A 22,876-nucleotide genomic window follows, 5' to 3' on the forward strand; every position below is an offset into this window, starting at 1 on the left:
TTACCAGATGCGGACCCGCTGGGTCGGCGTCAGGTACAGCTTCTGGCCGGGCTGCACGTTGAACGCCGGATACCAGGGATCCATGTTGCGCACGATGTTGCCGCGCTGCTCGGACGGGCTGTGCGGATCGGTCAGCAGCCGCTGGCGCAGGTTCGCCTCGCGATAGTTGCGCCGCCAGACCTGCGCCCAGCCGAGATAGAAGCGCTGGTCGCCGGTGGTGCCGTCGATGGTCGGCGCCGGCTGCCCGCCAAGGCTGGCGAGATAGGCGTCGTGCGCGACCGACAGGCCGGCGAGATCGGCGACGTTCTCGCCCATCGTCAGCTTGCCCTGCACGTGCATGCCCGGAAGCGGCTCGTAGGCGTCATACTGCTTGCCGAGCGCGTCGAGGCGGCTGTTGAAGGCGGCGACGTCGGCGGTGGTCCACCAGTCGGTCAGGCGGCCGTCGCGGTCGTACTTGGCGCCCTGATCGTCGAAGTGGTGGCTGAGCTCGTGCCCGATCACCGCGCCGATGCCGCCATAGTTGACCGCCGGATCGGCGTTGGGATCGAAGAAGGGCGGCTGCAGGATGGCGGCCGGGAAGACGATCTCGACCATGCCGAAATTGGCATAGGCGTTGACCGTCATCGGGGTCATCCCCCACTCCCACTTGTAGAGCGGCTTGCCGAGCTTGTTGATGTTGTAGGCATAGTCGAAGTTGTTCGACCGCATCGCGTTGCCAAGCAGGTCCGAACGATCGATCTGCAGCCCGCTCATGTCGCGCCAGCGGTCGGGATAGCCGATCTTTGGCGTGAAGGCGGCGAGCTTGGCGTGCGCCTTGACCTTGGTCTCGGGTGCCATCCACTGCAGCGTGTCGATCCGGCGATCCATCGCCGCGATGACGTTCTTCACCAGCTGGTCGGCCGCGGCCTTGGTCTCGGGCGGGAAATAACGCTGGACGTAAAGCTGGCTGACATCGTCACCGAGCACGCCGACGGTGAAGTCGACGCCGCGCTTCCAGCGCTCTTCCTGCTGCGGGGTGCCGCCGAGCGTGGTGCCATAGAAGCTGAACTGCTCCTTGTCGAAAGCCGAGGGCAGGAACGGCGCGTAGGCGTCGAGGCTGCGGACCATCAGCTGGTCCTTGAGGACGCCGAGCGGCGCGGAGCGGATGAGGCCGGCGATCTTGGTGAAGGCCGAGGGCTGGGCGACGAGCACGTCGCTGACGTTCTGCGCGCCGGTGCCGCGGACCAGCGCGGCGAAGTCGAACCCGGGTGCCATCTTCGACAGCTGGGCGAGGCTCATCTTGTTGTAGGTCTTGGTGGCGTCGCGGCTGTCGACGCGGGTCCAGCTCGCGTCGGCGATCTTGGTCTCGAAGTCGACGATCGCCTTGGCGCGCGCGGCGGCATTGGGCTCACCGGCGAGATTGAGGACGTTGGTCAGGTGCGCAAGATACTTGGCCTTGGTCTCGGCCAGCTTGGCGTCGTTCTTGAGGTAATAATCGCGGTCCGGCATGCCGAGACCCGACTGCGACATCGAGAAGATGTACTGGTCGGGCTGCTTGTCGTCCTGGCCGACATAGCCGGCGAACGGGGTGCCGACGCCGTTGCGCATCGCGGCGGCGTAGAGCGCGGGAAGGCCGGCCTTCGAGTTCAGGCCCTTGATCTGGCCGAGCCACGGCTGGAACGGCGCAAGGCCCTTCGCCTCGATGGAGGCAGTGTCCATGAAGCTCGCGAAGGTCTGGCCGATGCGGCTGTTGCTGTCCTTGCTCTGCTCTTCGATGAGGGTGCGCGTGCGCTCGCGCGACAGGTCGTCGAGGACGGTGAACATGCCGTAGTTCGACTTGTCGGCAGGGATGGCGGTGTTCTTGGCCCACGTACCGTTGGCGAAGGAATAGAAGTTGTCGCCCGGGAGCACGCTCTCGTCCATGCCGGCCTTGTCGAAGCCGAAGGTGCCGATCTGCGGCTTCGGCATCGCCGGGGTGGCGGCGGCGGTTTCAGTGGGTGTCTCGACGGCAGGAGCGGCGGTCTCGACCGGCGCGGTGTTGGCGGCGCAACCGGCCAGCGCGGTGGTTGCAACGAGGCTCAGGAGAAGCGTCTTCATGCGGTCAATCACCCTTGAGTTTGCGTGGGATGCGAGAAAAGTTCGGGTCGGGTCCGCCTGCGCCACTTGCGGTGGACCCACCAGCGCCAGACGACGATCGACACGCCATAGCCGACGAACGCACTGGCGAGCGCGATCAGGAAGAGGCCGCTTACCAGCGACGGCGCCGCATCGGACAGGAGCCACCGGCCCCAGGCCGAGAAGTCCGCGCCGCTGGAATAAAGGCGCTCGAAGGCCGCGAGGTCGGCGTGGAAGCCGAGCTTGTTGCCGAGCGCGATCGCCGCGATCAGGAAAAACGGCGTGGTCGCGGGATTGCTGAGGAAGGTCATGGCGGCGGCGATCGGAATGTTGCCGCGCACCGGCACGCAGAGCAAGGCCGCACCGACGATCTGGAGCCCCGGCACCATCAGGAAGATGCCGATGAAGAGGCCGGCGAACACACCCGCCGGGACCGAACGACGCGTGAAGCGCCACAGGTCGGAGCGGCGAATGCGGGTGCCGAAAGGCTTGAGCCAGCGGCTCTCGAGCACTTCCTCGCGCGACGGGGTCGCCTTGGCCGCGAGACGCTGGAAGAAGTGGGGCCGCTCAGCCATGCGCCGAGCCTAGCATGCGCGCGCCCACCTTGCTCGCTCCATCGCGAGGACCGACGCAATTGGGCCCGGACCGATGCCCGGGCGACGAGTCACCCATGCGACCTCAGCAGCCGGCCCTGCTCGCGCTTCCAGTCGCGTTCCTTGATCGTCTCGCGCTTGTCGTGGTTCTTCTTGCCGCGGGCGAGCGCGAGCTCGACCTTCGCCTTGCCCTTGCCGTTGAAGTAGATCGACAGCGGCACGAGCGTCAGGCCCTGCCGCTGGATCGCCCCCATCAGCTTGCCGATCTCGCGCTTGCGCAGCAGCAGGTGCCGCTTGCGGCGCGGCTCGTGGTTCATCCAGCTGCCGTTCTTGTATTCGGGGATGTGGCTGTTGATCAGCACCACTTCCTCGCCCTCGACGGTGGCATAGCTTTCGGCGATCGAGCCCTCGCCGTTGCGAAGCGCCTTCACCTCGGTGCCCTGGAGCGCGATTCCGGCCTCGAACCTCTCCTCGACAAAATAATCGTAACGGGCGCGCCGGTTCTCGGCGACGACCTTCTGCTTGTCGAACGGGGGCGTGGGGGGCTGGGACATCTTTTCGCTTTCGCATCTAGGCGCTGTCCCGCCTCGGAGGAAGGGACTCAATCCTTCCCGCGTCGGGATAATTGACAATTAAGGGCTATGGTTAACGCCAAAATGGCGGAACTGCGCCATTGGCATGACCGTTGCTTAACCATGTCGATGCGTATGCCCCGAATTCTTCGGCGGATTGGCCGCCTGTTCGTCGTCAAGACGAAATGGGAAGCCTGGGCCGTCACCTGGGCGGTGGCGCTCGGCGGGGTCGAGCGCGGCAAGCACTATCTCGACCTCTATCCCGGCGCGATCGGTTGGATGTTCTTCGCGGCCTGCTCGGCGGTGACCTTCCTGGTCGGCGCCAAACTGCTCGACGCGACGCGGCCGGCCGCAGAGCCCGTCCCCTCCCCCATCCGCACCCGCGCGCCGCAGCGCCGGCACCTCGGGGTCAGTCGTAATCGACCCAGAGCGTCCCGTCGGAGCGCCGGTTCAGCGTCACGGATTTGACGTCGCAGAGATTGACGGAGAGCCAGGTCGCAGTCTCGGTGCCGACCTTGGCGCGGATGTCGAACGCGCACAGGTCGCCCGACTGCGCCGGAACCGCGCTTCGCGCACCCGGCGACAATGTGCCGGGTCCGAGCGGACGCCAAGGAGCGCTTCCGACCGACTGACGGATGGCGATTTCGGACAGGCGGCCGCTGCTGCCATTCACCAGGACGAACGGCCCCGGAGAGGAAAGAGCCGCGATGAAGATTGCTGCCCCCAGCATGCCGGCATCATAGCAGAAAAGCCGGCATGCCGCGAGGGATCAGGCCGCTTTGGGCAGACCTCCGCGCCCGTGGCGGATCAGCGGCGCCGAAGCGCTACGCGAATAGCTTTCCGACAAAGGCAGCGCGGTTCCGCAGAAGCCGCATTCGGCCAACATTCGGCCGATCAGCCAGTGGGTCCGGCCGCAACCGGGGCAATGGTTGACGGCATTTTCGCGGTAGACGGCGTGGTAGCCGCGCATCGCGGGGTTGAAGGCCTTGGTCATATTGCTCGAAGTCAGCATGGCTGTCCCCCTCGCTAGTTCTTAAGAAATGGGTTCGAAGCTGTAACGAGCGACGAGTCGTTCGGTTTCAGCGATATTCTGCTTTGTGATCGTGGGTGTCACTCTTCGGACACGGGGTTGTGCCGGGCCGGGACGGTTGTGGATATTAACCTTTCCTCCACCATTGGCCCTCACCTTGAGCCCGACCAGACCAGTGGAGCCGTCGCCGTGGAGTCGAACCACCGCTATTATGCCAGGCGCGCCGCCGAGGAGCGGACGGCCGCGCAGCGCTCGATGACCGCCGCCGCGCGCGAGTGGCATGCCAAGCTCGCAATGCAGTTCGCCGCCCGGGCTTCGGCCGCGCTGGAAGAGACCGCTTCGGCCGCCTGACCCAAATCGGGTCACTTTTCGTTACGCTTGTGGCAATAACGGGGATTATCTGCCATAAACACTCCCGCAGCGCCGATCCTCGGGGAATTCGGGCGCGCACGAAACAGGGGAGTGTCCAGACCATCATGCGCAAGATCCTATTCGGCTTCGCCGCCGCGACCTTGCTGGCGACGCCCGCCGCCGCCCGCGACCAGAGCCTTTATTTCGGTGCCGAGGGCGGTGGACTCTGGGCCAAGACGCTCAAGCACAACCTCACCGTCGTCCGCACATCGACCCCCGCCGGCACGACTGTCATCGACGACGGCGTGGTGATGAAGTTCAAGAAGCCAGGTCTCGATCTCGACCTCAACCTCGGCTACGATTTCGGCCTCATCCGCCTCGAGGGCGAGCTTGGCTACAAGCGCGCGACCGTCGACAGCATCGGTACCCGCGCCGCGACCGGCGGCACCCTCACCACCGTCAACGGCAAGGGCAACGTCGGCACCACCTCGGCGATGGTCAATCTGCTGCTCGACGTCGGTGACGACGATGGCGTCAGCTTCTACGCCGGCCCCGGCATCGGCTGGGCGCGCGTGAAGATGAACAACATCGTTCCCGGCACCGCACCCTACGACATCGAAGGCAAGGACAGCGGACTGGCGCTCCAGGGCATTGCGGGCGTGCGTTACGCGATCACGCCGCAGCTCGATGTCGGCCTAAAGTATCGCTACTTCCGCTCGCACCGGCTCGACTTCAACAACGTCATCAACGAGCTGAACGCCAGCGGCTTCACCTACGATACGCGCAGCCGCTTCAGCTCGCACTCGCTGCTGTTCAGCATCATCTACAATTTCGCCGAGCCGGCCGCGCCGCCGCCGCCCCCGCCGCCGCCGATGCCGCCGGTGATCGAGACTCCGCCGGCCCCGCCCGCGACCCAGACCTGCCCCGACGGGTCGGTGATCCTGGCGACCGACAGCTGCCCGCTGCCGCCGCCTCCGCCGCCTCCGCCGCCGGCGACCCCCGAACGCGGCTAAGCCAGCCGCGCGACGGACGACAAAGGAAGGCCGGGGAGTATCCGCTCCCCGGCCTTTTCATGTGTCAGGAGAGCGGGGCGAGCGCGGGCCGTCCGCGGATGAGGTCGGCGGCCTTTTCCGCGATCATGATCGTCGGTGCGTTGGTGTTTCCGCTGACCAGCCGCGGCATGATCGAGGCGTCCACGACCCGCAGCCCCTTGATCCCGATCACCCGGAGCTCGGGATCGACCACCGCGGCCCCTCCCCGGCCCATCGCGCAGGTACCGACCGGATGGTAGATGGTCGTGCCGTGCGATCTGGCGAAGCCGAGGAGTTCATCGTCGGTCGCGACGTCGACGCCTGGATTGGTCTCATGATCGATGAAGCGCGCGAGCGGGTCGGTCGCGGCGAGCTTCCGGCCGAACTTCAAACCTGCGACCACCACCTCGCGGTCGAGCGGATCAGCGAGATAATTGGGCCGGATCGCGGGATGCTCGGCCGGATCGGCTGACTTGAGGTGCACCGAGCCGCGCGATTCCGGGCGCAGCTGGCACGGCGCGATCGTCAGCCCCGGCTCTTTCTCAAGCTCCATCACCTGCTCGTTGGCGAGCTTTTCGGCGTCCATCGTCGCGGGAAGGATGTGATATTGAAGGTCGGGCCCGGCGAGGTCGGGCCGCGAGCGGACGAACAGCCCGATGTGTGCCGCCGACAGGGTCAGTAGTCCCCGCTTGGCGACGAGATAGCGGGCGAATTCGCGCAGCAGCCGAGGTCCGCGCGCCAGCTCGTTGACCGAGATCGTTCCCTTCTTCAGCCGGTAGGTATTTCCGACCACGAAATGGTCCTGCAGGTTTTCGCCGACGCCTGCCAACACCTGCACGACCGGGACGCCGAGCGCTTGCAGCCGCGCCGGATCACCGATCCCCGCCAGTTCAAGCAGTTGCGGCGAATTGATCGCGCCGCCGCTCAGGATCACTTCACGTCTTGCGCGGATTTCCTGCCTTGCGCCATCTCGATCGATCTCGACCCCGACCGCACGTTTTCCCTCGAACAGGACACGGCGCGCGAGCGAGCGGGTGAGGACGCGCAAATTGGGCCGGTTCATCGCCGGATGGAGATAAGCGACCGCCGCGGAGTGACGCTTGCCGTCCTTGATGTTGACCTGGAACCAGCTCGCCCCTTCCTGCTCGGGGCCGTTGCAATCGCGCCGCGGCAGGCCGAGCGCTTCGGCCGCTTCGATCGCCGCTTCGCTGACGACATGGCCGTCCGCCGGATCGCCGACATGCAAGGGTCCGTCGGTGGCGTGGAGAGCGTCGCCGCCGCGCGCCTGGTGCTGCGCCTTGCGGAAATAGGGCAGCACGTCGTCCCACGCCCAGCCCTCGCACCCGAGCTGCCGCCAGCCGTCGTAATCCGCCCGCTGCCCGCGCACGTAGAGCATGGCGTTGATCGAGGAGGATCCGCCGAGCACCTTGCCGCGCGGCCACACATGGGTCCGCCCGTCGGTGCCCGGATCGGGTTCGGTCTGGTAGAGCCAGTTGACCTTGGGATCCTTGAGCGTCTGCGAATAACCGATCGGCACGTGGATCCAGAGATTGGAGAGGAACTGTCCCTTCTCCTTGCCCGGCCGATCGTCGCCGCCCGCCTCAAGCAAAATGACGCTCGTCCCGGGATCCTCGCTCAGCCGCGCGGCAAGGACGCAGCCGGCCGATCCCGCCCCGACGATGACATAATCCGCTTCGAACGGCGCGCTCACCGGCTCGCGACCACCGAACGCACCCACCGGGCGGTTTCGAGCGGCTGGGTATAAGGCAGCATGTGCCCACCCTCGACCTCGGTCAGCGTGGCACCCGGGATTTCGCCGACGGTCTTTGCGCCATGCTCGGCCGGTGCCAGCAAGGCGTCGCCGCGGCCAAAGAGGATGGCGACAGGCAGGTCGAGCGCCGCGTATCGGCCTGTCATCGCATCAGCGTCCTCGCGGGCGAGCTGGAGGTCGGCGCAGGCCGCCTCGACATTGCCCGGCCGGAGCGCCAGCGCCCCGCCTCCCGCCGTCACGTAGTCGGCCGGCGCGGCCTCGGGTGCGAAGACCATGGCGAGGACCTTGTCGCGGGTCGCGAGGCCGAGCGGCACCGCGATGGTCCGCGCGACGAGCCCGGCAACGGGAAGCGGCACCATCAGTCCCTTGAACACCTCGGGCACGTCGCGAACCGGCTGGGTCGCGGGCGCAATCAGCGCGAGGCCGCGCACCTTGCCGGGATGCCGCTCGGCGATCTGCAGCGCGAGCGCGCCGCCGAGCGAATGGCCGACGAGCCATGGCCGGTCGAGCGCCAGCGCATCGATCAGCCCCGCCATGGCATCGGCCTGGTCGACGAGGCGCTGCGAGCGGCTGGGCAGCATCGGCGAATAGCCCGAGCCCGGCCGGTCGACGCGGATCACGCGATAGTCCTTGGCCAGCTCGTCGACCATCGGCTGGGCGAAACTTCGGAGTTGTGCGCCGAGGCCGTGGATGAGGAGCAGGGGCGGCCCGCTGCCCTGTTCGGTGACGTGAAGCTGCACGCCGCCGCCGACGTCGACCAGCCGGCCGTCCATCGGCACCAGCGCCTCGGCCTGCTTTGCGACGCGGGCGCTGTAGAGCCCTGCGCCAAGCAGTCCGCCGACCAGCGAGGCACCCGCGATCGCCCACTTCTTCATGCCATGCTCCGCTTGAGGATGTTCCAGTAGCCGACCGGGCTCAGCCGCTCGATCAGTGCGCCGATCTTGGCGTCGCCGCCGACGAGCACGCGCGGCCGTTCCTTTTCGATTCCAAGGACGATGATCTCGCCCGCTTTCACCGGCGACATCTTCAGGAATTTCTGGAAGCGATCCTTCTCGCTGGCGATCAGCGCCGCTTCCTCGTTGGTGACGTGACGCGGTGGCCGTGCGCTGCGGGCGATGTCGGTGTTGATACCGCCCGGATGGACGACGGTGACCCCGACGCTCGACCCCGCGTCCTCAAGCTCGCGGCGAAGCGATTCGGAAAACCCGCGAACGGCGAACTTGGCCGCCGAATAGGCCGTCTGGCCCGGCGGCGCGATCAGGCCGAACAGGCTCGATACGTTGACGATCCGCGCCTCGTCGCTTTGCTTGAGCAGCGGAAGAAAGGCGCGGGTCAGGCGTACGACGGCGTGGAAATTGACCTCCATCAGCCAGTCGAAATCGGCTTCGTCGACCTGCTCGAACGTGCCCCCGATCGCGACCCCCGCGTTGTTGACGAGAAGGTCGACCCGGCCATGCTCGGCGACCACCTTGGCCGGGAGCGCGGCGCAGGCCGCCCTGTCGGTGACGTCGAGCGGGTGGAGCGAGACCTGCACGCCGCGGATCATGCCGCTGGTCTCGCTCAATCCTTGCGCATTCTTGTCGGCGAGCGCGAGATTGCAGCCGCGCCGTGACAGCGCGAGCGCGATGCCCCGGCCGATCCCCCCGCCGGCGCCGGTGACGACCGCGACCCGTCCCTCGAGTTTCATGCCTCCGCCCCCGCAAGGCTGAGCGCGGGCGGCATCCGCCCCCGCTTCCAGTCGGTGTCGCCGCTGAACGCCATCACCCCGTCCTCGAGCTTTCCATGCTTGAGCGATCGCAGATCACGGATGTAATTCTGGTGGAGCTTCCACGGCGCGCGGTCGCCCTGCACGGGCAGGATGTCCTTGGCGCGCTGCACATAGCCCGAGCTGAAGTCGAGGAAGTCGACCGGCCGGACGTCGGGCTGCACGCGCGGCACCGCAATGCCCTTGCCGGTTACGGCGAGATGATTGAGCAGCCGGCAAACGTAGAAGCTCGTCAGGTCCGCCTTCAGCGTCCACGAGGCGTTGGTGTAGCCGAAGCTGTAGCTGAGGTTGGGCACGTCGCCGAACATCATGCCCTTGTAGGTCATGGCGCCGCTCAGCTTGCGCGTCTCGCCGTCGACGGTGAAGGCGACATCGCCGAGCAACTGGAGCTTGAGACCGGTCGCCGCGACGATCACGTCGGCCTTGAGCTCGCGGCCCGAGCGGAGAAGGATTCCATCGGGCTCGAAGCGTTCGACATGGTCGGTCACGACTTCCGCCTTGCCGGATCGGATGGCGGCGAACAGGTCGGCATCGGGGACAAGGCAGAGTCGCTGGTCCCAGGGATTGTAGGCCGGGTTGAAATGCGTCTCGATCTCGTAGTCGGGCGGCAATTCCTTGAGCAGCCCCTTGCGGATCATCTTCTTCATCGCCTGCGGCCGGCGCCGGGCGAACTGGAAGAAGGCCTGCTGCATGAGCACGTTGCGCCAGCGCACGACCGAATAGCTCGCCTTGTCGCCGAGCAACCAGCGCAAGCTGTTGGCGACTTTGTCGACCGCCGGGCGACTGACCATGTAGGTCGGCGAGCGCTGCAGCATCGTTACCTGCGCCGCCCCGTCCGCGACCATCTCGGGGACGATCGTCACCGCGGTCGCGCCGCTTCCGATCACCACCACCCGCTTGCCGCGATAGTCGAGTTGCTCGGGCCAGAATTGCGCGTGGAAGAAGGTGCCTGCGTAGGTGTCGCGACCCGGAAAGTCGGGCAGATAGGCTTGCGCATAATCATAATAGCCGGTGCACATGTGCAGCCAGCGGCAGGTCATGGTCCCTTGCCCCTCGGCGGTCTCGATCGTCACCGTCCAGCGCGCGCTCGCGCTGTCGAACGCTGCCGCGACGAGCCGCTGTCCGAAGCGGATCCGGCGGCGGATGTCATACTTGTCCGCGACCATGTTGACGTAGGCGAGGATCGACGGCCCGTCGGCGATCGCCTTGTCGCTGGTCCAGGGCTCGAAGCTGTAGCCGAGCGTGTACATGTCGCTGTCGGAGCGGATCCCGGGATAGCGGAACAGGTCCCACGTCCCGCCTATCGTCTCGCGTGCCTCGAGGATCGCATAGCTGCGATCGGGACAATGGTGCTGAAGGTGCCAGGCTGTGCCGATCCCCGACAGTCCGGCGCCGATCACCAGAACGTCGACGTCGTTCGCTTCATCGCCGCTTTCCATCAACGTTCATGCTGCGCTTGACAGGCCACGGTAAGCAAGCGGAAACTCGCGCCTTCTGAAGCGTGGGTTCGCCTGGTTTCGGCGGCTCCTCGCCACAGGGGGGAGACATTCATGAACCGTTCGTGCCTGCTGCTGGCCGGAGCCTCGCTCTCGGCCATGTCCCTTGCCGCGCCCGCCATCGCCCAGACGGTGCCGACACCGCCCGCGAACGACGGCAAGATCCAGACCGGTGCAGGCGCGTCGGACCAGGCCGGCGACGCGCCGAGCGGGACCACGCAGGCCGCGGCGCAGGGCGACGGAACGGACATCGTCGTCACCGCCCAGCGCCGCGCCGAAGCGCTGCAGTCGGTGCCGATCTCGGTCTCGGCCTTCAACGCCGACGCGCTTCAGAAGCAGCAGATCTCGAACGCCACCGACCTGCAGCTCAGCCTGCCCAACGTCACCTTCACCAAGACCAACTTCACCTCGTCGAGCTTCACCATCCGAGGCATCGGCGACCTGTGCGTCGGCTTCAGCTGCGACCGCGCGACCGGCATCCACTTCAACGACATGCCGCTGGTCGAGAACCGCCTGTTCGAGACCGAATATTTCGACCTCGAGCGGGTCGAGGTGCTGCGCGGACCGCAAGGCACGCTCTATGGCCGCAACGCGACGTCGGGCGTGGTCAACTTCATCACCGCCCGGCCCAAGATCGGCGAGTGGAGCGGCAACGCCACCGCCGAATTCGGGAATTACGAATCGCGCAAGTTCACCGGCGCGCTCAATGTGCCGGTCACCGATTTCGCCGCGCTCCGGCTCGCCGGCTATTCGCTGACCCGCGGCGGCTATACCAAGAACCTCTTCGACGGCAGCAAGATCGACGGGCGCGACCTCTACGCCCTGCGCGGAACGCTTCGCCTTCGTCCGACCAGCGGGACCACGGTCGACCTCATCGGCTACATCTTCCGCGAGGACGACGACCGCAGCCGCATCCAGAAGCAGCTTTGCGCCCGCGACAATACGGGCATCCTCGGCTGCCGCCCCGACCGCCTCGAAAACGGCACGGTCAACGCCAATGCGACGCTCGCTGGGATCCTGACCTCCCGGCAATTCTTCACGCTCAACAGCCCCGTCCTCGCGCCGCTCGCACTGAGCGACTTGAACGGCCCGGACACCTTCTTCGGCAATGCGATCAATCCGGCGGACCTGCGCACCGTCAACACCGACTTCAATCCGACGTACAAGGCGAAGGAGACGATCCTCCAGGCCCGGATCGAGCAGGAACTCGGGCAGCAGTTCAGCCTGACGCTGACCGGCGGCTACGCCAAGTCGCTCGTCGACAGCCGCACCGATTATTCGCTCACCGCCGGGTCGAGCCTCGCCAACAATCCCGGCCTCGTGAATCTCGCCACCCTGCCCAGCCTGCCCGGCGCCTTCTTCCCGCAGACGGGCGGTGTGAATCCCTACCAGTTCTTCACGCCGGTGGCGCAGCGCTTCATTCCGAACGGCCCGGCCGGCGCGGCCTGCATTTCCGAGCCCAACCCGCAGTTCAGCGGCATCTACGGCGGCAATGTTGCGCAATGCACCGCGGCGGGCGGCGAGTTCGACCGCTCCAATTCACACTATCGGCAATATTCGCTCGAGGGTCATGTCGACAGCAACTTCGACGGGCCGCTCAATTTCATCGTCGGCGGGATCTACACCGACGGCCGCTTTACCGACTCCAACTATTACGTGGTCTCGAGCGGGCTCGATTATGCGGCGGGAATCCTCGGCGCGGCGACCACGCTCGCCCAACGCCTCGGCGGGAACGCGACCTTCCCGCAGGTCTATCTCGCGCCCCCATTCTACGATTCGCAAGTCACCGACTTCCGATTGAAGAGCAGCGGCATCTTCGGCGACGCGACCTTCGAGGTCAGCGACAAGTTCAAGATTTCGGGCGGCCTGCGCTGGAGCCACGACGCCAAGCGCCAGGTCGCGCGCGCGCCGCTACTCAAGTTTCCCGCCATCGTCGGCGTGGCCGACGCCAATACCTCGCCCTTCCTCGCCGCCTATGACGCCGACCCCGCGGTCGCCGGCAGCCAGGTGTTCGCGATCGGCAAGGTCAGCTTCTCGCGGCTGACCGGGCGGCTGGTGCTCGACTACCAGCTGACCCGCAACAACCTCGTCTATGCCTCCTATTCGCGCGGCTACAAGGCGGGCGGCCTCAACCCGCCGATCGATCCCACCTTCAACATCTCGCCGACCTTCGCGCCCGAGGCAATCAACGCCTTCGAGGTGGGCACCAAGAACACATTGTTCGGCGGCGTGCTGCGGCTCAACGCCTCGGCCTTCTACTACGACTACAAGGGCTTGCAGCTGAGCCGGATCGTCGCGCGCACGAGCGTCAACGACAACACCGACGCGCAGATCTACGGGGTCGAGGTCGAGGGCGTCCTTCGCCCGACCAACGACCTCCTCCTCAATTTCTCGGGCTCCTACCTCAAGAGCAAGATCAAGGGGCTGAGCCTGGTCGATCCGCGCGATCCCTCGGGGGGACGCGCCGACGCGGTCATCATCAAGAACCTCACCGACGGATCGAACTGCGCGGTGGTGCCCACGACGACGCTTCCGGCCGGCGCCGCGGCGGGACTGGTCGGCGCGTTCAACGCGGGCGTCAACGCCGCGACCGGAAACAACCTCGCCGCACCGGTGCCCGTGCCCGGGACCAACGCCACGGGCGCCTACAGCATCTGTTACGGCGCCGGCTCGCTGTCCGACACCATCGCCAATCCGCCCGCGGCGCTGCGTGCGGCCTTCGGGGTCGCGACCGGGCCGCTGCCCTTCACCGTCACCGAGGGCGTCGCGATCAACGTCAACGGCAACGAACTTCCGCAATCGCCCAACTGGAAGTTCTCGGCGGGTGCGCAATATACCGCGCGCCTCGGCCGCTGGACGCTCGTCCCCCGCGCCGACATCGCCTACACCGGCCGCTATTACGCGCGCAGCTTCAACAACCCGATCGACCGCATCGACGCCTTCACGGTGATCAACGCGCAGGTCCAGTTGAACGCGCCGGGCGACCGCTGGAACGTGCGCGCCTTCGTGCAGAACCTGACCAACAGCGACGCGGTCACCGGCCTTTACACCGGCGACCAGTCCTCGGGCATCTACACCAACGTCTTCACACTCGAGCCGCGTCGCTACGGCGTGTCGGTGGGCGTCAAGTTCTAGGGGATCGGTGATGCCGTCCCGGGCATCGCCCGGGCGCTTGTCCTAGCGCTCGACGATGATGTCGACGCGGCGGTTCTGGATTTCCATGACGCCGTCGGCGGTCGGGAGATAGGGCCGGTCCTCGCCCTCGCCCGCGGTGCTGATGCTGGCGCCCGGTACGCCGCGGGCGACAAGGGCGGCGGCGACGGCCCTGGCCCGGGCGAGCGACATGCGGCGATTGACCGCCTCGCTTCCAGGCCGGTCGGTATGCCCGACGAGGCGCAGCCGCGCGCCCGCGCCCGCCGCCGCCGCCGCGGCCTCGAGCGCCTTGTCCGAGTCGCGGCGGAAGTGCGCCTTTCCGCTGTCGAAGAAGACCATCAGCGCCGCCGGGGGCGACGGCGTGTCGGCGGCGGGCTGCGGCTGAGCGGCGAGAAACGCGGCGGCGAGGATCAGGCTCATGGCCGCACCGCATAGCCGCTCGGTCGCGCAAAGCGAAACGCCGCGCCGCTCACCGCTTCAGCATCGCCTTGGCCATCCGCCGCGCGAGCTTGCCCCACGGCGGCCCGAGGCGCTCGAAGGCGATGAAGGGCCCCGCCCGGTAGACGCCGCGCGCATGGCTGAAGCGCTTGAAGCCTTCCACGCCGTGATAGGCGCCGATCCCGCTTGGCCCCACGCCGCCGAACGGCAGGCTCTCCTGCGCGATGTGGAGCAAGGTCCCGTTGATCGTCGCGCCGCCAGACACGGTGTGGCGAAGGACATGCGCCTGCGTCTCGGGGTTCTTGCTGAAGCAGTAGAGTGCGAGCGGCCGGTCGCGCGCGTTGACGAAGGCGATGGCGTCCTCGAGCCGGTGATAGGGCACGATCGGGAGCAAGGGTCCGAAGATTTCCTCGGACGCGAGGATCGTCTCCTCTGGCGCACCGATGACGATCGTCGGCGCGACCTTGCCGGCGTTCTGGGCCGCCTCCTCGCCGTGCGCCATGACCTTCGCGCCCTTGGCCCGCGCCGCGGCGATCGCGCCGACCAGGCGGTCGCGGTGCCGCTTGCTGATCACGCCGGAATAATCGGGATCGCGCGCGGGGTCGGGATAGGATTTGCGGACCTCGGCCAGCAGCGCCTCGGCCAGGGCATCCGCCTTGGCTTCGGGCACCAGCACATAATCGGGCGCGATGCAGGTCTGGCCCGCGTTGAGGAACTTGCCGAACGCGATCGAGCGCGCGGCCTTAGTGAGCGGATAATCGTCGGCGAGGATCACCGGCGACTTGCCGCCGAGCTCGAGCGTCACCGGCACGAGATTGGCCGCAGCCGCCTTGTAGACCTCTCGCCCGACCGCGGTGGAGCCGGTGAAGAGCAGATGGTCGAACGGCAGCGAGGCGAAGGCACGGCCGACCTCGACCCCGCCGGTCGCGACCACCACCTCGTCCGCGTCGAAGGCTTCGCCGATCGCCTCGGCCAGCGCGGCGCTGAAGGCCGGGGTGAGTTCGGACGGCTTGATCATCACGCGGTTGCCCGCCGCCAGCGCGTCCACCAGCGGCGACAGCGCGAGGTTCAGCGGATAATTCCACGGCGAGATGATGCCGATGACGCCAAGCGGCTCATATTGGATGAAGGCGCGGCCAGGCTGGAAGTTGAGGCCGACCTTGCGCTTCTCCGGGCGCATCCATTTCGCGAGATTCTTGAGCGCGTGGTCGACCGCTCCGAGCGTCGGCACCAGCTCCATCAGCTCGGTCTCGATCCGCGCGCGCGTCCCGAAATCGTCGGCAATCGCGGAAACGAACTGGTCGGCGCGGGTGCGCACCATGATCTTCAGCCGTTCGAGCCGGTCGCGGCGAAGGTCGAGGTCGGCCGGCGGTTCACGGCGCGACGCGGCATGAAGACGATCGAAGGCCGCGCGCATCGCGGCCAGCTCGGCGGAAGGCGGCTTGGTCGGATCGGCGTCGGCCATGGCGAGTCTCCCGGGCTGCTTCGTTGCAAAACGCTAACGTGGAACGGGCACGGAGAGAAGCGATACGAAAAAGGGGCCCTCCGAAGAGAACCCCTTTGTAATGGCGCGCCCGGAACGATTCGAACGTCCGACCCTCAGATTCGTAGTCTGATGCTCTATCCAGCTGAGCTACGGGCGCCTGCCGAGGGGCCTCCTAGAGAGAGGTTCGCGGCCGCGCAACCCCTTGTTGAGCCGCTTGGCGCTGTTAATGGGAATTGATGCGCCTTGCCCTCCCCGCCCTGCTCCTGGCCGCCGCCCTCGCCGGCTGCGCTTCCGACGGGCGAAGCCCGCCCTCGCTGGCCCCGCGCGCGGCCGAGGCGATCGACCCGCGCCTGCCGATCATCGACCGGTCGGGTGAACTGCCGGCCGATCCGGCGCTGCTTGCCCAGTTGCAGGACGCGCTTGCGCGCGCCCGGGCGGCGGCGGGACGGGCCGAGCCGGCGATCGCGACCGCGCGCTCGGCCGTGGGCAGCGCCGGTGCGCGGGACAGCGAAAGCTGGATCTCGGCGCAGCAGCTGGTCTCGGTCGCGGTCGCGGCCCGCGAGCCCTTCACCACCGCTCTGGGCGATTTCGATCGGTTGATCTCAGCTCGGATCGTTAGCGGCGGGCGGCTCGTGCCGCGCGATATCGCGGCGGCGCGCGAGGCGGCCGCCAGCCTGTCGGAGCTCGATCGACGCCAGGGCGAAGAGCTGAGCGTCCTCCAGGCGCGGCTGCGCTAGCCCGCGCGCGGCGCCAAGGCCGCGGCCCGCGCCGCCGGCCAGTCCGCGGCTTCGATCCGCCACTGCTTGGTCGGGCCGTAATTGGCGTAACGCGGGTCGACGAAGTCGAGCGCCGGCTCGTAGGTCATGCCGAGCCGCTCCATCAGCCCCCAGCTGCCTTCGTTCTCGCGGAAAGTGACCGCTACCACCGACGGGCTCGCGAAACGGCCGAAAGCGAGGTCGAGCGCGGCGATGGCCGCCTCCTTGGCGATCCCCTGCCCCCACGCGTCTTCGCGGTAGCGCCAGCCCACTTCCATCTCGCCGGCATTGGGCGCGCCGGGATAGTTGATCCGCTTCAAGCCGCACCAGCCGAGCAGCGCGTCGTCCTCGAGTCGCTCGACGATCCAGAAGGTGAAGCCGAGCTCGCGCTGGTAACCGAGCAGCCGCTCGACGACGGCATGCCATTGCTCGGGCGTCTGCACGCCGCCGAGCCAGCGCATCACCGCCGGATCGTTCATCACGGCATAGAAGCGCCCTTCGTCGCTCTCACCCCATTCGCGCAGGCGCAGTCGGTCGGTGGTCGCGATGACCTGCGTCATTGCGGCTTGCCGAGGAGCGGGAGGATCGAGGCATGGTCGTCGGTCCAGGTGATGTCGCGATTGGTCGGAAGCGGAGTCCAGACGTCGGGTCCGGTCGCCTTGACCCGCTCGAGCACCGCCGGATCGGCCGACAGCGCGGTCCACACCGAGTTGGCGCCGTAGACGGTCCGGTCACCCGGCACGATGGCGATCATGCCCTTCATGCCCGCGCTCGCACCGCCGCCGCGTATCACGGGCCTGAGGTCGAGGTGGCGGTTCGAGATGTGGACCATGAGCAGCCCGCCCGGCTGGAGCGCGCGCGCATAGACCGCGAAGGCCTCGCGGGTGAGAAGGTGCATCGGGATGGCGTCGGACGAGAAGGCGTCGATCACCAGCACGTCGAAGCTTGCCGGCGCGACGGTGGCGAGCCGGAGTCGCGCGTCGCCGATCACCACCGGCGCGTCGGGCAGGCAGTCCGACAGGAAGCGGAAGGAGGAGGATCTGGCGATGTCGACCACGGTCGGGTCGATGTCGAACAGGGTCCAGCGCTGGCCCGGCGTCGCATAGCAGCCGAGCGTGCCGAGCCCGACGCCGACGACTCCGACGCGGGCATTGGCGCCGGCGATCGCGGGCACGTTCGCCATCACCCGCCCGACACCCGAGCCGCGCCAGTAGTAGGTGGTGGGCGTGCGCTCGCGCTCGCGCGACCCGGTGAGCTGGACGCCATGGAGGGTGGTGCCGTGCGCCATGAGCCGCGCGCCCGGCGTATCGGTGACGCGGTAGATTCCGAAATAGCTGCGCGTCAGGCGGCCGGGGGTGAAGCTCTCCGACAATCGCTCGAGCCCGCCGGCGACGAGGAAGGTCAGCGCCACCGCGGCGACGAACAGGGTGCGACGGCCAAGCGCTAGGATCGAGACGCCGGTCAGGAGCGCGGCGACCATCGGCAGGAGCGCGGGCTTGCCGGTCATGATCAGCACCGCCGCGACCACCATCAGGCCAAGCGCCAGCAGGGCGATCATGTTGCCGGCCTTCGGGCTGGCGAGCTTCTCGCGCAGCGTCGGGAGCGGCTGCCATTTGCCGAGGAGGAAAGCAGCAGCGAGGAGCAGCAGCGGATGCTCCCACGTCCAGTTGAAGACGAGCGGCGCGAGGAGCGCGCAGAACAGGCCGCCGAGCACGCCGCCGACCGACAGTGCGAGGTAGAAGATGGTGAGCTGCGCCGGCTCGGGCCGCTCTTCGTAGAGGCGGGCGTGGAGCGCGGTCGCGATGATGAACATGGCGAGGATCGCGAGCAGCACCGAGGCGAGCAGCAGCCAGCCGCCCGAGATGAACATGGTGCTGACCGCCGCGACCACCGCGAGCGGCGCCGCCATGCGGGCGAGTTCGGCGCCGGCACGCTTTTCGGAAAAGGCGATGCTGAAGCTCAGGAGGTAGAGGCCGAGCGGGATGACCCACAGCAGGGGCATGGGCGCGACGTCGGTGGTCAGGTGCTGTGTCGTCGAGAGCATCAGCCCCGAGGGCACCGCCGCGATCAGCGCCCAGCGGGCGAGGCGGCGGAAGCCTGGACGCGTGCCGGGCGCGGCGGCGATGGGCGCGAGGTCGCTGCGGATGAGCGGGATCCCGCAGGCCGCGACGAGCAGCATCAGCCCGCCATAGCCTAACGACCACCACAGGCTGTTCGCCGCGACCCCGATCAGCGGCTCGAGCAGCAGAGGATAGGCGAGCAGCCCGCAGAAGCTGCCGAGGTTCGAAGCGACGTAGAGCGGATAGGGATCGCCGCCCCCCAAGCCCAGCCAGCGCTGCATCAGCGGCGCCTGCGCGGACACGGCGAAGAACAGGGGCCCGACCGAGATCAGCAGCAGCCACGGCACCCACAGAAGCGGCTCGGCCGTCGCGGGCGGAGTCGCGCCGTTCAGGGACAGGGGCAAGGTCAGCGCCGCGATCGCCAGCACCGCGAGATGGACCACGACCTGCGTCCGCGAGCCGAACCGGCCGAGCCAGTGGGCGTAGGCGTAACCCGCGAGCAGCAGCGCCTGATAGACCAGCATCGCGCTGTTCCACACCGCGGGCGCGCCGCCGAGCTTGGGCAGCGCCATCCGCGCCAGCATCGGCTGGACGAGGAACAGCAGGAACGAGCCGAGAAAGATGGTCGCGGTGAACAGCCAGCGCGGCGCGGTCCGGCTGCCAGTCGTCATCTGTGTCGCGATCGTCGCCAATTCATCCCCCACCTTTACCGCGCAAGCATGGCTGACGACCCGTTAACCAAAAGTGTTCGTCAGCCGATCAGGCGGGCCGCATCCATCGCGTGATAGGTCAGGATCCCGCTCGCCCCCGCCCGCTTGAAGGCGAGCAACGTCTCGAGGATCAGCGCGTCGCGCTCGCCCCCGCCGGCCGCCGCCATATGCTCGATCATCGCATATTCCCCGCTCACCTGGTAGGCGAAGGTCGGCACCTCGAAGCGCTTGCGAACCGCCGACACGATGTCGAGATAGGGAAGTCCCGGCTTCACCATCACCATGTCCGCGCCCTCGGCGATGTCCATCGCCACCTCGCGCAGCGCCTCGGCGGCATTGGCCGGATCCATCTGGTAGGTGCGCTTGTCGCCCTTGAGCCGTCCGCCGCTCCCGACCGCCTCGCGGAATGGGCCGTAGAAGGCCGAGGCATATTTAGCGGCATAGGCCATGATCGCGGTATTGTGCTTGCCCGCGTCCTCGAGCGCGGCCCGGATGGCGCCGATCCGCCCATCCATCATGTCCGACGGCGCGACGATGTCTGCGCCCGCCTCGGCCTGGACCAGCGCCTGCTGGGTGAGCATCCGGCTGGTGTCGTCGTTCAGCACATAGCCCGCCTCGTCGACCAGCCCGTCATGCCCGTGCTCTGTATAGGGATCGAGCGCGACGTCGGTGAGGACCCCGATTTCGGGGCAGGCGTCCTTCACCGCCTTGACCGCCCGGCAGATGAGATTGTCGGGGTTGAGCGCTTCCTCCGCGCCCATCGTCCTCAGGTGTCCCGGCGTGTTCGGAAACAGCGCCACCACGGGAATGCCGAGGGCCGCGGCGGCCCTCGCCTGCGCCCCGATCCGGTCGACCGTCCAGCGGCTGACGCCCGGAAGCGCCTTGATCGGTTCCTCGCAACCCTGCCCTTCGCAGATGAACAGGGGCAGGATGAAGTCGCTCGGATGAAGCCGGTGCTCGGCGAGCATGGCCCGCATCCAAGGCGAGGAACGGCCACGGCGCAGGCGCAGCGCGGGAAAAGTTGCGGTCATGCGCGGTTTATGGCGGCACCACAGCCGACTTCCAAGCATTGAGGAGGCCATGTCCAACGATACGCTGCCGAAACAGGCCATTCTCATCGTCAACACCAAGAGCCGGCGCGGCGCGGACGCATTTGAAAAGGCCTGTGCGACGCTTTCCGCCAAAGGCGTCGAACTCATCGACGCCCATGCGGTCGAAGATCCGACGACGATGGGCGACAAGGTCCGCGATGCACTGGCCAAGAAGCCGCCGATGATCATCGTCGGCGGGGGCGACGGGAGTCTTTCGTCGACCGTCGACGACTTCCTCGGCACCGAGACGGTGTTCGCGATCCTTCCCCTCGGCACCGCCAACAGCTTTTCGCGCACCCTCGGCTTCGGCCCCGACCTTGATGCCGCGATCGACACCATCGCCAACGGACGCAAGCTGCGGATCGACCTCGGCGCGATCGACGGTGACTATTTCGTCAATGCCGCCGCCATGGGCCTGTCGCCGATGATCGCCGAAACCGTCCCGCACAATCTCAAGCGCTACCTGGGGGTCGTCGGTTACATGATGTGGGCGATGAAGGTCGCCTTCAATTTCCGCCCCTTCCGTCTCCGCGTCGATGACGGCACCACAGTGCACAAGGCATGGGCGACCGAGGTCAGGATTGCCAACGGCAACTACCATGGCGGGGTCGAACTGATCGAGAACGCCGGCCTCCAGTCGGGCGACATCGTGGTTCAGGCCGTGACGGGCAAGAGCCTGTTCGGCCTTGGCTGGAGTTGGTTCGCAACCCTCTTCAAGCTTCGTTCGCGCGACCAGACCTACACCGAATATCGCGGTCGCAAGCTCTACGTCGAAGCCCGGCCGCGGCAGAAGATCTCGATCGACGGTGAACTGTCGACCAAGACCCCGGTGACGGTCACCGTCGCCCGCAGTGCCATCTGGGTGGCCGCCCCCCGCGAGAAAGCGGCCTGATCGGACTGACGCGCCGCCGACCTTGATGGATCGGCGGCGCGTTACCCGCCTACCGGGTCAGATGATGTGCAGCGTCGACTGCGAGGCGGCGAGCGCCTTGAGGAAGCCGCCATCGTCCCCATCGTCGGCATATTTGAACCCGCCGTACGAGGTCTGACCGAAGTTGTTGTAGTAATCGAGCGCATTGTGGATGGCGTCGCCGCTGTAGTTGCCGCCCTCGCCCGCGCCCGTCCAGGCGCTGCTGTTGGTCTTCACCGCCTTGTGGTTGCTGTCCCACGCGTCGAAGACCTCGCCGCCCCCGCCGACCGGCCCCGCCTTGCCGGCCCAAGCCTGCAGGAAGTCGATGCCGTCGTTGAGGTAGGTGAGCGGGCTCTTGGCGTCGCTGTCGGTGCCGAGGCTGTTGCCGGCGAGATAGTTGAGCCAGGTCGCCACCGCGTCGCGCCCGATCTTCACCGCGCCATCGCTGTTCTCGAGCTTGCTCGACGCATTGATGAGCGCCTTGGCGTCCGACAGGCTGACGTAGAAGGTGTTCTCGCCAAGGTCGGTGATGCCGTCCTTGTCGAGGTCGCCGAGCAGCAGACCCTTGCTGTCGAGCACCCCGTCGTTGTTGCTGTCGACGAGATAGGTGAGCTCGCCCTTGGCGAAGCCGGTCATCCCGCCCTTGCTCTCGTTGTTTGCGACCCCGTCCCAGAATTCGAGGCCATTGGGTGAGCCCCAGAAGCCCGGCGTCCGCACACCCGGCCCGGTGTTGACGATGCTGTAGTAATAGGCCGCATCGCTGTCGGTGACATTTTCCGCGGTGGTCACGGTCGCGGTGTTGACGTGCTGGCCACTGTCGAACGGCTGGCTGTAGGTGATCGTCCACTTCTCGCCGACGTCGAGGATGCCGTCGCTGTCGGTATCGCCCGCGAGGATCGCGCCCGCGAGCAGGGTCTTGTTCTCGAACAGGGTGACCGAGACATTGCCCCCGTTCGACGTGTTGAGGTCGGTGATCTTGACGTTGGTGAGGTCGATGATGCCCTTGTTCTCGACCGTCACCTGGAAGAACACCGGCGCGCCGATGTTGACGTTCTGCGGCCCGAGCGCGGCCGTGTTGGCGTCGACGTAGCTTCCGTCCTTGCCCGTCACCGACACATATTTCACGAGGTCGATGCCGGGCGCGTAGCTCAGCAGGCTGACGGTCGAGGCGCTCTTCTCGCTGGTCTCGGCGAAGTCGACGGTGACCTTGTTGTCGGTGTCGCCGTCGGTGTCGAGCGCGCCCGCGTCGTTCGTCCCCTTCGAGTTGAGTTCGCCTTGGGTGACGGTGTGCACCGCCGAGAAGGTCCACGTCTCGCCCACGTCGAGCGCATTGTCGCCGTCGGTGTCGCCGCTGACGTAGGTGATCGTGCCGCCGTCGGCATTGGGATCGCTGTAGGTGAAGCCGGTCAGCGTGATGTTGCCGAGGTTCTGCACGGCGATCGTGTAGTTGACCTTGTCGCCCGCGCTGTCGGCGGTCCACAGCTTGGTCCCCGCGTCATAGGTGCCGCCGGTGATCGAGGCCACCGACTTCACGACCGAAAAGTCCGGATTGTAGACGAGCGGGCTCGAG

At 67.2% G+C, this 22,876-nt stretch carries 21 protein-coding genes and 1 tRNA gene; 6 read left to right on the top strand and 16 right to left on the bottom strand.

The genetic code is table 11. The features are described 5' to 3' along the window. The 3 genes from ABD693_RS13105 to smpB all read right to left on the bottom strand — a co-directional run bounded on the left by ABD693_RS13105 (position 1) and on the right by smpB (position 3,241). Positions 1 to 2,076, bottom strand: a complete 2,076-nt coding sequence (locus ABD693_RS13105; RefSeq protein WP_344697521.1) for a M13 family metallopeptidase — start codon at positions 2,074 to 2,076, stop codon at positions 1 to 3. A gap of 8 nt (positions 2,077 to 2,084) precedes the next feature. Beyond that, the gene (locus ABD693_RS13110; protein ID WP_344697522.1) at positions 2,085 to 2,669 is read right to left on the bottom strand and encodes a DUF2062 domain-containing protein; all 585 of its coding nucleotides are present in this window, start codon (positions 2,667 to 2,669) and stop codon (positions 2,085 to 2,087) included. Positions 2,670 to 2,758: 89 nt separating this feature from the next. Then, positions 2,759 to 3,241 (bottom strand): SsrA-binding protein SmpB, encoded by a 483-nt coding sequence (gene smpB, locus ABD693_RS13115; RefSeq protein ID WP_344697523.1) that lies wholly within the window; start codon positions 3,239 to 3,241, stop codon positions 2,759 to 2,761. 87 nt (positions 3,242 to 3,328) lie between these two features. On the opposite strand from smpB, the gene ABD693_RS13120 reads away from it, so the two are divergent. After that, positions 3,329 to 3,727 carry a hypothetical protein gene (locus ABD693_RS13120; protein WP_344697524.1) on the top strand — a complete coding sequence of 133 codons (399 nt, stop codon included), beginning with the start codon at positions 3,329 to 3,331 and terminating at the stop codon, positions 3,725 to 3,727. Here the strand turns inward: ABD693_RS13120 and ABD693_RS13125 are convergent. Further along, on the bottom strand, positions 3,669 to 3,989 hold the full coding sequence (locus ABD693_RS13125) for a hypothetical protein (protein WP_344697525.1): 321 nt from the start codon (positions 3,987 to 3,989) through the stop codon (positions 3,669 to 3,671). The genes ABD693_RS13120 and ABD693_RS13125 overlap by 59 nt on opposite strands. 39 nt (positions 3,990 to 4,028) lie before the next feature. Then, positions 4,029 to 4,253: a hypothetical protein gene (locus ABD693_RS13130; protein WP_344697526.1), complete on the bottom strand. Its 225-nt coding sequence runs from the start codon at positions 4,251 to 4,253 to the stop codon at positions 4,029 to 4,031. Between the two features lie 225 nt (positions 4,254 to 4,478). Here ABD693_RS13130 and ABD693_RS13135 point away from each other — a divergent pair, with 225 nt between their 5' ends. Together ABD693_RS13135 and ABD693_RS13140 are read left to right on the top strand one after the other, a co-directional pair. Then, positions 4,479 to 4,640, top strand: a complete 162-nt coding sequence (locus ABD693_RS13135) for a hypothetical protein (RefSeq protein WP_344697527.1) — start codon at positions 4,479 to 4,481, stop codon at positions 4,638 to 4,640. Between the two features lie 125 nt (positions 4,641 to 4,765). After that, positions 4,766 to 5,653: an outer membrane protein gene (locus ABD693_RS13140; RefSeq protein WP_344697528.1), complete on the top strand. Its 888-nt coding sequence runs from the start codon at positions 4,766 to 4,768 to the stop codon at positions 5,651 to 5,653. 64 nt (positions 5,654 to 5,717) lie between these two features. Here ABD693_RS13140 and ABD693_RS13145 read toward each other — a convergent pair whose 3' ends face one another. From ABD693_RS13145 to ABD693_RS13160, 4 genes are read right to left on the bottom strand one after another with little or no spacing between them, the layout of a single operon-like run. Further along, positions 5,718 to 7,409, bottom strand: a complete 1,692-nt coding sequence (locus ABD693_RS13145) for a GMC family oxidoreductase (protein WP_344697529.1) — start codon at positions 7,407 to 7,409, stop codon at positions 5,718 to 5,720. Continuing rightward, positions 7,379 to 8,317, bottom strand: coding sequence for an alpha/beta fold hydrolase (locus tag ABD693_RS13150; protein WP_344697530.1), 939 nt, complete (start codon positions 8,315 to 8,317; stop codon positions 7,379 to 7,381). The genes ABD693_RS13145 and ABD693_RS13150 overlap by 31 nt, the downstream gene beginning before the upstream one ends. After that, positions 8,314 to 9,129: an SDR family NAD(P)-dependent oxidoreductase gene (locus ABD693_RS13155; RefSeq protein WP_344697531.1), complete on the bottom strand. Its 816-nt coding sequence runs from the start codon at positions 9,127 to 9,129 to the stop codon at positions 8,314 to 8,316. The genes ABD693_RS13150 and ABD693_RS13155 overlap by 4 nt, the downstream gene beginning before the upstream one ends. Continuing rightward, complete coding sequence (locus ABD693_RS13160) at positions 9,126 to 10,646, bottom strand: flavin-containing monooxygenase (protein ID WP_344697532.1); 1,521 nt, start codon at positions 10,644 to 10,646, stop codon at positions 9,126 to 9,128. Before ABD693_RS13160 ends, ABD693_RS13155 begins: the two co-directional genes overlap by 4 nt. 111 nt (positions 10,647 to 10,757) lie before the next feature. Here ABD693_RS13160 and ABD693_RS13165 point away from each other — a divergent pair, with 111 nt between their 5' ends. Beyond that, complete coding sequence (locus ABD693_RS13165) at positions 10,758 to 13,838, top strand: TonB-dependent receptor (RefSeq protein ID WP_344697533.1); 3,081 nt, start codon at positions 10,758 to 10,760, stop codon at positions 13,836 to 13,838. 42 nt (positions 13,839 to 13,880) lie between these two features. Here the strand turns inward: ABD693_RS13165 and ABD693_RS13170 are convergent, their stop codons facing one another. From ABD693_RS13170 to ABD693_RS13180, 3 genes are all read right to left on the bottom strand, one after another. After that, complete coding sequence (locus ABD693_RS13170; protein WP_344697534.1) at positions 13,881 to 14,276, bottom strand: OmpA family protein; 396 nt, start codon at positions 14,274 to 14,276, stop codon at positions 13,881 to 13,883. A gap of 49 nt (positions 14,277 to 14,325) precedes the next feature. Next, entirely contained in the window at positions 14,326 to 15,759 is a 1,434-nt protein-coding gene (locus ABD693_RS13175) for a coniferyl aldehyde dehydrogenase (protein ID WP_344697535.1), read from the bottom strand. Between the two features lie 101 nt (positions 15,760 to 15,860). After that, positions 15,861 to 15,937 (bottom strand) — tRNA-Arg (locus ABD693_RS13180). A gap of 79 nt (positions 15,938 to 16,016) precedes the next feature. On the opposite strand from ABD693_RS13180, the gene ABD693_RS13185 reads away from it, so the two are divergent. Then, the gene (locus ABD693_RS13185; protein WP_344697536.1) at positions 16,017 to 16,517 is read left to right on the top strand and encodes a hypothetical protein; all 501 of its coding nucleotides are present in this window, start codon (positions 16,017 to 16,019) and stop codon (positions 16,515 to 16,517) included. Here the strand turns inward: ABD693_RS13185 and ABD693_RS13190 are convergent. The 3 genes from ABD693_RS13190 to hemB are packed head-to-tail and all read right to left on the bottom strand — an operon-like array spanning position 16,514 to position 20,336. Further along, entirely contained in the window at positions 16,514 to 17,095 is a 582-nt protein-coding gene (locus tag ABD693_RS13190; protein ID WP_344697537.1) for a GNAT family N-acetyltransferase, read from the bottom strand. The two genes, ABD693_RS13185 and ABD693_RS13190, sit on opposite strands and share 4 nt — an antisense overlap. Continuing rightward, positions 17,092 to 19,299 (bottom strand): fused MFS/spermidine synthase, encoded by a 2,208-nt coding sequence (locus ABD693_RS13195; protein ID WP_344697538.1) that lies wholly within the window; start codon positions 19,297 to 19,299, stop codon positions 17,092 to 17,094. The genes ABD693_RS13190 and ABD693_RS13195 overlap by 4 nt, the downstream gene beginning before the upstream one ends. 47 nt (positions 19,300 to 19,346) lie before the next feature. Continuing rightward, positions 19,347 to 20,336: a porphobilinogen synthase gene (gene hemB, locus ABD693_RS13200; protein ID WP_344697539.1), complete on the bottom strand. Its 990-nt coding sequence runs from the start codon at positions 20,334 to 20,336 to the stop codon at positions 19,347 to 19,349. Between the two features lie 49 nt (positions 20,337 to 20,385). Between hemB and ABD693_RS13205 the strand changes: the two genes are divergently transcribed. Then, positions 20,386 to 21,288 (top strand): diacylglycerol/lipid kinase family protein, encoded by a 903-nt coding sequence (locus ABD693_RS13205; protein WP_344697540.1) that lies wholly within the window; start codon positions 20,386 to 20,388, stop codon positions 21,286 to 21,288. Between the two features lie 57 nt (positions 21,289 to 21,345). Here ABD693_RS13205 and ABD693_RS13210 read toward each other — a convergent pair. Next, positions 21,346 to 22,876: DUF7507 domain-containing protein (locus ABD693_RS13210; protein ID WP_344697541.1), on the bottom strand; the 1,531-nt coding region annotated here is incomplete at its 5' end.

The organism is Sphingomonas rosea, from assembly GCF_039538065.1.
GTDB classification, from domain to species: Bacteria; Pseudomonadota; Alphaproteobacteria; order Sphingomonadales; family Sphingomonadaceae; genus Sphingomicrobium; species Sphingomicrobium rosea.

Excerpts from the sequence above, each read along its gene's own strand:
- ABD693_RS13175 (WP_344697535.1), bottom strand. The coding sequence starts at position 15,759 with ATGGCCGACGCCGATCCGACCAAGCCGCCTTCCGCCGAGCTGGCCGCG.
- ABD693_RS13140 (WP_344697528.1), top strand. The coding sequence starts at position 4,766 with ATGCGCAAGATCCTATTCGGCTTCGCCGCCGCGACCTTGCTGGCGACG.
- ABD693_RS13185 (WP_344697536.1), top strand. The coding sequence starts at position 16,017 with ATGCGCCTTGCCCTCCCCGCCCTGCTCCTGGCCGCCGCCCTCGCCGGC.
- smpB (WP_344697523.1), bottom strand. The coding sequence starts at position 3,241 with ATGTCCCAGCCCCCCACGCCCCCGTTCGACAAGCAGAAGGTCGTCGCC.
- ABD693_RS13190 (WP_344697537.1), bottom strand. The coding sequence starts at position 17,095 with ATGACGCAGGTCATCGCGACCACCGACCGACTGCGCCTGCGCGAATGG.
- ABD693_RS13110 (WP_344697522.1), bottom strand. The coding sequence starts at position 2,669 with ATGGCTGAGCGGCCCCACTTCTTCCAGCGTCTCGCGGCCAAGGCGACC.
- ABD693_RS13120 (WP_344697524.1), top strand. The coding sequence starts at position 3,329 with ATGGTTAACGCCAAAATGGCGGAACTGCGCCATTGGCATGACCGTTGC.
- ABD693_RS13205 (WP_344697540.1), top strand. The coding sequence starts at position 20,386 with ATGTCCAACGATACGCTGCCGAAACAGGCCATTCTCATCGTCAACACC.
- hemB (WP_344697539.1), bottom strand. The coding sequence starts at position 20,336 with ATGACCGCAACTTTTCCCGCGCTGCGCCTGCGCCGTGGCCGTTCCTCG.
- ABD693_RS13105 (WP_344697521.1), bottom strand. The coding sequence starts at position 2,076 with ATGAAGACGCTTCTCCTGAGCCTCGTTGCAACCACCGCGCTGGCCGGT.
- ABD693_RS13165 (WP_344697533.1), top strand. The coding sequence starts at position 10,758 with ATGAACCGTTCGTGCCTGCTGCTGGCCGGAGCCTCGCTCTCGGCCATG.
- ABD693_RS13170 (WP_344697534.1), bottom strand. The coding sequence starts at position 14,276 with ATGAGCCTGATCCTCGCCGCCGCGTTTCTCGCCGCTCAGCCGCAGCCC.
- ABD693_RS13155 (WP_344697531.1), bottom strand. The coding sequence starts at position 9,129 with ATGAAACTCGAGGGACGGGTCGCGGTCGTCACCGGCGCCGGCGGGGGG.
- ABD693_RS13130 (WP_344697526.1), bottom strand. The coding sequence starts at position 4,253 with ATGACCAAGGCCTTCAACCCCGCGATGCGCGGCTACCACGCCGTCTAC.
- ABD693_RS13160 (WP_344697532.1), bottom strand. The coding sequence starts at position 10,646 with ATGGAAAGCGGCGATGAAGCGAACGACGTCGACGTTCTGGTGATCGGC.
- ABD693_RS13125 (WP_344697525.1), bottom strand. The coding sequence starts at position 3,989 with ATGCTGGGGGCAGCAATCTTCATCGCGGCTCTTTCCTCTCCGGGGCCG.
- ABD693_RS13150 (WP_344697530.1), bottom strand. The coding sequence starts at position 8,317 with ATGAAGAAGTGGGCGATCGCGGGTGCCTCGCTGGTCGGCGGACTGCTT.